The 7,500-nt window shown below is 63.7% G+C and carries 5 protein-coding genes and 2 rRNA genes (2 of these 7 cut by a window edge); 3 read left to right on the top strand and 4 right to left on the bottom strand.

Going from position 1 to position 7,500, the window contains the following annotated elements; all coding sequences use genetic code 11:
• Both AC6HZP_RS00060 and rrf read left to right on the top strand, forming a co-directional pair.
• Positions 1–1,026, top strand: a 23S ribosomal RNA gene (locus AC6HZP_RS00060); it begins 1,726 nt to the left of the window's first position.
• A gap of 95 nt (positions 1,027–1,121) precedes the next feature.
• Positions 1,122–1,236, top strand: a 5S ribosomal RNA gene (rrf, locus tag AC6HZP_RS00055).
• Positions 1,237–2,164: 928 nt separating this feature from the next.
• On the opposite strand, the gene AC6HZP_RS00050 is transcribed toward rrf, so the two are convergent.
• The 4 genes from AC6HZP_RS00050 to AC6HZP_RS00035 all read right to left on the bottom strand — a co-directional run bounded on the left by AC6HZP_RS00050 (position 2,165) and on the right by AC6HZP_RS00035 (position 7,218).
• Positions 2,165–3,142 (bottom strand): sugar-binding transcriptional regulator, encoded by a 978-nt coding sequence (locus AC6HZP_RS00050; protein ID WP_497524920.1) that lies wholly within the window; start codon positions 3,140–3,142, stop codon positions 2,165–2,167.
• A gap of 51 nt (positions 3,143–3,193) precedes the next feature.
• Positions 3,194–4,885, bottom strand: a complete 1,692-nt coding sequence (locus AC6HZP_RS00045; protein WP_497524919.1) for an ABC transporter permease — start codon at positions 4,883–4,885, stop codon at positions 3,194–3,196.
• Positions 4,882–5,970, bottom strand: coding sequence for an ABC transporter ATP-binding protein (locus AC6HZP_RS00040; RefSeq protein WP_497524918.1), 1,089 nt, complete (start codon positions 5,968–5,970; stop codon positions 4,882–4,884). Before AC6HZP_RS00040 ends, AC6HZP_RS00045 begins: the two co-directional genes overlap by 4 nt.
• Before the next feature lie 240 nt (positions 5,971–6,210).
• On the bottom strand, positions 6,211–7,218 hold the full coding sequence (locus tag AC6HZP_RS00035; RefSeq protein ID WP_497524917.1) for an extracellular solute-binding protein: 1,008 nt from the start codon (positions 7,216–7,218) through the stop codon (positions 6,211–6,213).
• Between the two features lie 142 nt (positions 7,219–7,360).
• Here AC6HZP_RS00035 and AC6HZP_RS00030 point away from each other — a divergent pair, with 142 nt between their 5' ends.
• A protein-coding gene (locus AC6HZP_RS00030; RefSeq protein WP_497524916.1) for an inositol monophosphatase family protein crosses the window boundary here: on the top strand, positions 7,361–7,500 show its 5' end (the start). 637 nt of this gene lie beyond the right edge of the window; the window shows 140 of its 777 coding nt (coding positions 1–140); the start codon lies at positions 7,361–7,363; its stop codon lies beyond the right edge, outside the window.

The raw sequence follows: 7,500 nt of genomic DNA, 5'->3' as shown, positions 1-7,500 counted from the left end.
AAGAGGAGATGTGCAAGCATTGAATTGAAGCCCCGGTAAACGGCGGCCGTAACTATAACGGTCCTAAGGTAGCGAAATTCCTTGTCGGGTAAGTTCCGACCTGCACGAATGGCGTAACGACTTCCCCGCTGTCTCCAGCACCTACTCAGTGAAATTGAATTCCCCGTGAAGATGCGGGGTTCCCGCGGTCAGACGGAAAGACCCCATGAACCTTTACTATAGCTTTGCACTGGCATTCGTGTTTGCATGTGTAGGATAGGTGGTAGGCTTTGAAGCATGGGCGCCAGCTCGTGTGGAGCCATCCTTGAAATACCACCCTTGTGAATATGAATGTCTAACCGCGGTCCGTCATCCGGATCCGGGACCGTGCATGGTGGGTAGTTTGACTGGGGCGGTCGCCTCCCAAAGTGTAACGGAGGCGCGCGATGGTGGGCTCAGACCGGTCGGAAATCGGTCGTCGAGTGCAATGGCATAAGCCCGCCTGACTGCGAGACTGACAAGTCGAGCAGAGACGAAAGTCGGCCATAGTGATCCGGTGGTCCCACGTGGACGGGCCATCGCTCAACGGATAAAAGGTACTCTGGGGATAACAGGCTGATGATGCCCAAGAGTCCATATCGACGGCATCGTTTGGCACCTCGATGTCGACTCATCACATCCTGGGGCTGGAGAAGGTCCCAAGGGTTCGGCTGTTCGCCGATTAAAGTGGTACGTGAGTTGGGTTCAGAACGTCGTGAGACAGTTCGGTCCCTATCTGCCGTGGGTGTAGGAATATTGAGAGGATCTGTCCTTAGTACGAGAGGACCGGGATGGACGTACCTCTGGTGGACCTGTTGTGGCGCCAGCCGCATTGCAGGGTAGCTATGTACGGACGGGATAACCGCTGAAGGCATCTAAGCGGGAAACCCACCTCAAAACGAGTATTCCCTTGAGAGTCGTGGTAGACCACCACGTTGATAGGCCGGGTGTGGAAGTGCAGCAATGCATGCAGCTTACCGGTACTAATAACTCGATCGGCTTGATCACTCCCATTAATCCATGCTCATCCGCTCCAACGCAGATGACCATCGACGACAAAAGCAGCTAACCCTGCAAAACCAGTTTCTTCTGTGCTTCGCCGGCCTGGTGGTCATGGCGAGGAGCCTGAACCCGATCCCATTCCGAACTCGGCCGTTAAACTCCTCCGCGCCAATGGTACTTTGTCTTAAGACACGGGAGAGTAGGTCGCTGCCAGGCCTGCAAAGCACAGAAACCCTTCGAAACATTCTCTCTACGATGAAACACAACAAAAACCCCGCCGCGCGACACCTTCGCCGGCGGGGTTTTTGCGTTCAAGCACCACGAAAACCGCCGGGAAGCGACGCCATCACGCCGGACGCCGGCGGTCCCAGGCCGGACGTCGCCACAAGCACCAAGGCGCGGAAGACGGCAGGGCGGCGAGGGCAGGGCGGCGGCGACGCCGGCACTAGCGCCACGGCGCGGAACAGCACCTGCCCGGAACAGACCCGCACAAGCGCGCAAGCTCAAAACCGGGTGGCCGCGGCCGAGCCAACCCCCGATCCGACCGGACGAAGCTCCAGCTCCCTCAAGGACACTGGCGCAAAAACAAAGCCTTCGCCATCATCCCCAAAACCAAAACAACCAACACGGGGAAAAACATGCCTCAGGTGGCCTGGCTTCAGTGGAACCCGCTGAATCCTCCAAGCTGATCGATGGGCCCCGCCATCCTCCCGAGGTGCATGGCGTGAACGAGGCCTCGATGGAAGATCCGCTGGGGCATTGCCGCTTGCAGACGACGTCCGGCGAATCCGCCCGGCGATCTGAATTAGGCGTTCCCTGGACCCTCCTTCGAGGCCCGGCTTCGCCGGGCACCTCAGGATGATGGTGGAGCTCTAGGATGGCAGTCTGGGAGAATCGTCCAGTAGTCAGAGGGCTGGCCAGTCCGGTCTGTTCAGCTCGAGGGGACTGCGCTCGATTCGATTGAACAAAATGCGCACACGGGCTGTCCGAAGGCCGAAGGCCGCGCTCGAGTCCGGCATCTGCGGACGCAGCTGCAGCTGCGGCCGAGTTCCGCAATCTGGAGCTGCAGCCGCTGCCCCCTGTGTGCTCGAAGCGGTTTGCGGGCGGGAGCAGATCCGAGTCTTTCCGGTCCGCCCCGAAAAACTCAGCCCGCCGCGCTATTTCCGAGCTCGACGATTCCCGCCGCTGTCGGCAGGTCGGTGAAGAGGTGGGTGGCGTAGCCGCCGCGCAGCGCCGCCGCCATGCCGACGATCTTGTCGGCGCCGCTCGAGACAAGGATGCCGGTCGCGAGGCCGCGAATCTTCTCCGGCGTCAGGCCGATCATGCGGTCGTCCAGCCGTCCGGCGAGATGGCGGCCGGCGCGGTCGATGAAGCGGCTGCAGATCAGCCCGACGGCGCCGCGGGCGCGATAATCGGCGAGATCCTCCGGGCCGGCGATGCCGCTCGTCACGATGTGGCTGTTGAGCTCGCAAGACCCGACGGCGAACAGCGCCTTGTTGATGTGGCCGAGCTCGTCGAGCTGCGCCGCGATGACGCTTTCGCGCTGCAGGGCCTCGGCCATGGCCGCGCTCGAGACGATCGCCGGGACATGCAGGTTGACGCAGCGACCGCGAAAGGCTGCCGCGATGCGCGAGGCGCAGCTCTCCGAATCGAAGCCATAGGGAGAATTGACCGCGCCCACCATCTGCACGACGGTCAGATCGGCGATCGATCGGGTCGTCACATGCTCGGAGAGCGTGAAGACGGTCTGCCCCCAGGCGACGCCGAGCGTGTCGCCCGGCTCCAGCAGGTCGGGCAGGCAGCGCGCAGCCAGATGCGCCGTGCGTTCGAGCGAGAAATCATCGCCCGGCGCGATCTGAACGTCGACCAAGCCGTAGCGCTCCTTGAGCGTGCGGGCATGATGGTGGCGGGCGAAGCTCCTGGGATCGAGGCGGACCTCGACGATGCCGCGGTCGCGCGCCTGCTGCAGATAGCCGACGACCGAACTGCGCGAGACGCCGAGCGCGTCGGCGATCTCGCTCTGGTTGCGGTCCTCGTAATAATAGAGCCAGGCAGCCTCGAGGATCAGGTCGTCAGGGAGCCGTGGCGTGCGCCCGGCCGGCTGCGTTTTTCTCGGTGGCACGGTGGGCTTCCTTGAACGCGCGACGAGGATGAATACGCCAGATGGTGCTCGTCACACCAGAGCCTCCTCGTTCTTCCCCATGAAGGTGAAGAGCAGAATCAGCGGCAGGAAGGTCAAGAGGATCAACACGCTGCCGAGCGCCGAGGCGACGCCGAAATTGCCGTTCACCACCTCGTTGAAGATCTCGATGCTGACGGTCGCCGTCGATCCCGATTGCAGGATCAGCGTGGCGGAGAGCTCGCGGATCGTGTTCGACCAGGTCAGAAGCACGCCGGAGAGGATCGCCATCGACAGCAGCGGCACGGTCACCTTGGCGAAGGTCGCGGCCGGCCCGGCGCCGAGATTGATCGAGGCCTCCTCGGTATCCCGCGACAATTGCTGCAGCGAGCTGGCGGAGGACCGGACCGAGAAGGGCAGGCGGCGGATGAAATAGGCCAGGATCAGGATGAGCGCGGTGCCGGTCAGGGCAAAGGGCGGATGGTGATAGGTGACCACCAGGCCGACGCCGAGCACGATGCCCGGAACGGCATAGGAGAACATCACCACCGTATCGAGGAAGGCGCTGATCCGGCCGGGCCGGCGCACGATGATATAGGCGATCAGCGTGCCGATGACGGCGCAGAGCAGCGTCGCCGTGCTGGTGAACACAATGGTGTTCCAGAGTGGCGCCGAAATCGTCCCGGCGATGCGGCGGTAGTTTTCCAGGCTGAACTCCGCCGTGAGCACCGGACCCTTCGACTTCAGGAAGGACGAGACGACGATGTTGACGAGCGGCAGGATGGCGATCGCCATCAGCAGATAGACATAGAGCGCGGCCGCGATGCGCTTCCCCGGCGCCGGCTCCTGCATGGTGAGCGGCCGGATGGCTGCGGTCGCGTAGGAAAAGCGCGCCGACAGCGAGCGCTGCACCAGAAGCGCGGCGGTCGTCACGCCAAGCAGCAGCACGGAGAGCGTGCTCGCCAGCACCGGCTCGCCGCCGAAATCATTGACGAACTCGCCATAGATCAGCAGCGGCAGGACGCGGAACTTCTCGCCGAGGATCAGCGGCGTGCCGAGATCGGTGAAGGCGGCGACGAAGACGAGCAGCGCCGCCGTGGTGATCGAGGGCAGCAGCAGCGGCGCGATCACCTTGACAAAGGTGGCGAACTCGCCGGAGCCCAGATTGCGCGCGGCGTCCTCGACGCTCTGGTCGATCGACTTCAGCCCCGACGAGACCAGCAGGAACACGAAGGGGAAGAACTGCAGCGTGAAGACGAAAATGATGCCGGGCGCGCCGTAGATCGACGGCAGCGAAATGCCGAGATCGGCGAAGAACCGCGTCAGCACGCCGCTCCGGCCGAGCAGGATCACCCAGGAATAGGAGCCGATGAAGGGCGGCGAGACGAAGGTTAGCACGACGATCGTCTTGATCAGGCTGCGCGCCCAGATGTTGTAGCGGCTGACGAAATAGGCGGCCGGAATGCCGACCAGCAGCGCCAGGATCGTCGCGCTGATCGAGACGATGAAGGAGTTGATCAGCGAGCGGTAATAGTAGGGCTCGCTGAAGAACATCACATAGTTCTGGAAGACGCTCTTGCCGGCCTCCTTTCCGGAGAAGGAGAGCCCGATGATGTTGTAGACGGGCAAAAGCAGCAGGAGCGTGGTGACGACAAGGGCGCCGACCGTCACGAGCGGCCAGAAATCGAACAGCCTGCCGAGGAGGGTCGTCATGCGCCCGCGCGGCGCCGAGGAGAGGACGCTCATGCGCGTGCCTCCGGCTTGAAGGTGCGCACCGCCTTGAGCGGGATGTCGAGCTCGAGCCGGCTGCCGGCCGACGGCATGTCCATGCCGCGCCGGCCCTGCAGCGAGACCTGCAGCGGCTGCTCGGCGCCGATTTCCACCAGAAGCTTGACCGTGCCGCCGAGGAACTGGATGTCGGTGACGGTTCCGCCGATCGTGTTCGGCGACGCGCCGTCGGCAGGCGCCAGGTCGATGTCCTGCGGCCGGATCGAGATGTGGCAGGCCGAGCCGGCCTCGTCGAAGCTGCCGGCGCCGCGAATGCGATGGCCGCCGGGGAGCTCGATGATGTGGTGGCCGTCCGCCTCGCGGCCGATCACCGTTCCGGGGAGCAAATTGTTCTCGCCGATGAAGCGGGCGACGAACAGCGTCTGCGGCTCGGCATAGATCCGGTGCGGCACGTCCAGCTGCTCGACCCGGCCGCGGCTCATCACGGCGATGCGGTCCGACATCAGCAGCGCTTCTTCCTGGTCGTGCGTCACATAGATGGTGGTGATGCCGACCTGGCGCTGCAGGCTGCGGATCTCGCTGCGCAGGTGGATGCGCATTTCGGTATCGAGGTTCGACAGCGGCTCGTCCATCAAGAGGACGTCGGGCTTGATCACCATGGCACGCGCCAGCACGACGCGCTGCTGCTGGCCGCCAGATAATTCACGCGGCCGGCGATGCGCGAGATGGCCGAGCTGCACCAGCTCGAGCATGTGCTTCACCTCGCGATCGATCTCGGCCTTGCCGCGGCCGCGGGCGCGCAGGCCGTAGGCGATGTTGTCGAAGACGGTGAGGTGCGGGAAAATCGCATAGTTCTGGAAGACCATGCCGGTGTTGCGCTGATGCGGCGGCACGTCGTCGATGATCCTGCCGCCGAAGCGGATATGGCCGGAGGTCTGGCGCAGGAAGCCGGCGACCATCCGGAGCAGGGTGGTCTTGCCGCAGCCGCTGGAGCCGAGCAGGGTGAAGAACTCGCCCTTGGCGATGTCGAAGCTGACATCGTCGACGGCGGTCGAATCGCCGAAGCGCTTGGTGACGGAATCGATCGTGACGGAGGTTGTCATCTTCGCGCATCCTGATTGCGTGAGCGGCAGCGTTCGCGCGCCCATGTCCTGGCGCGCGCGAGATCGGGGGGAACGGGCCGCTAGGGGCCGGGTCCGTGTTTCTTCAGAATGGGTAAGGAGCCGGCGCCAAGTTTGTCGCGTCGTCTTCGGGCGAAGCGGCGTTCTGGAGCGAAGCGGCATGCGCCTCGCCCGAAGACGGTCTCGACGAGGCCGGTCGGGCAGGCCCTACCGGGTCAAGCCCTACTGGGTCTTGACGATGATCTTCTGCATCTTGGCGAGGATGTCGGCGCGGTCGGCGCTCGCCCAGTCGCTGTCGTAGTCGATGATCTTGATCTCGCTCAGCGGCTTCATGCGCGGATGGTTCTCGACGCCGATGCGCGTCGGGCGACGGCCCGGGAAATGCTCGACCAGCTTCTTCTGCGCTTCCTCGGAGAGGAGATAGTCGGCAAAGAGCTTCGCCGCGTTGGGATTGGCCGAACCCTTGACGAGGAACATGCCTTCCGGCTGGGCCAGCGTGCCGTCTTCCGGATAGATGATGTCGGCGGTATCGGCGAGGACGTAGTTGAAGGCCGCTTCCTCATAGGTGACGCCGAGCGGGTATTCGCCGCGCCCGACCTGCTGGAACACGAGGCTCGACTTCAGAACGATGTTGGTGTTCTCCGTCATCGCCTCGACCAGCTTCCAGGCGTCGTCGCCACGGCCATAGATCATCAGCCAGGTGTTGAGCGCCGCCAGCGACGAGCTCGACTTCGACGGGTCGGCATGAACGATCTTGCCCTTCCACTTGGGATCGGTGAGGTCCGGCCACTTCTTCGGCGCGTCCTCGGGCTTGACCTGCTCGCGATTGGCCATCAGCACCATGAGGCTGGCGGCGAACGGCGTGTTGTAGCCCTTCTTGTCGATCATCGCCGGTTCGATCTGGGCGAGCTCGGGCGACTGGTAGGCCTCGAACAGCTCCGGCGCCGAAGCGCCCGTGTCGGCAAAGCCGCCCCACAGCACGTCGGATCCCGGCCGGTCTTTCTCGGCGCGGATGCGGTTCAGCAATTCGCCGGTGCCGGCCTTCACCGTGGTGACGCGGATACCGTACTTGTTGCCGAATTCCTGCGTGAAATAGTCGACCATCTCGGAAGGATGGGACGCATAGACGACCAGCTCCTTCTCCGGCTCGCCACCTGCCGCCATCGCGCCCGCCGTGCCGGCGATAAGCGCTACGCCCGCCGCGACGAGGGTTTTCTTCCAGACTGCCATTGCATCCTCCCAGACCCATGAAGCCGGCTTCGCGCCGGCGTGCCGGCTCTCCTCCCGGCTAAGCAATCCTACCCACTCATTGACACTTGTCAAATCGATGTGACATTTGTCTATCGAATTAAAGCGGGGAGCCATCGAGACGATGCGGGACGAACTGATTGGGCTGGCGCAGGCGGCGGGACGGATCGGCCTAGCCTATTTCCGTGGCGCGGGCACGGAGAAGGGGGTGGAGGAGAAGGGCCATCTCGATCTCGTCACCCGGGCGGATCGCGAGGTCGAGGC

The organism is Kaistia sp. SLG-1, assembly GCF_059699055.1.
Note: the sequence above shows the minus strand (reverse complement) of the source record. Positions and strands in the feature narration are given on the sequence as shown.

Excerpts from the sequence above, each read along its gene's own strand:
- AC6HZP_RS00045 (WP_497524919.1), bottom strand. The coding sequence starts at position 4,885 with ATGAGCGTCCTCTCCTCGGCGCCGCGCGGGCGCATGACGACCCTCCTC.
- AC6HZP_RS00040 (WP_497524918.1), bottom strand. The coding sequence starts at position 5,970 with ATGACAACCTCCGTCACGATCGATTCCGTCACCAAGCGCTTCGGCGAT.
- AC6HZP_RS00035 (WP_497524917.1), bottom strand. The coding sequence starts at position 7,218 with ATGGCAGTCTGGAAGAAAACCCTCGTCGCGGCGGGCGTAGCGCTTATC.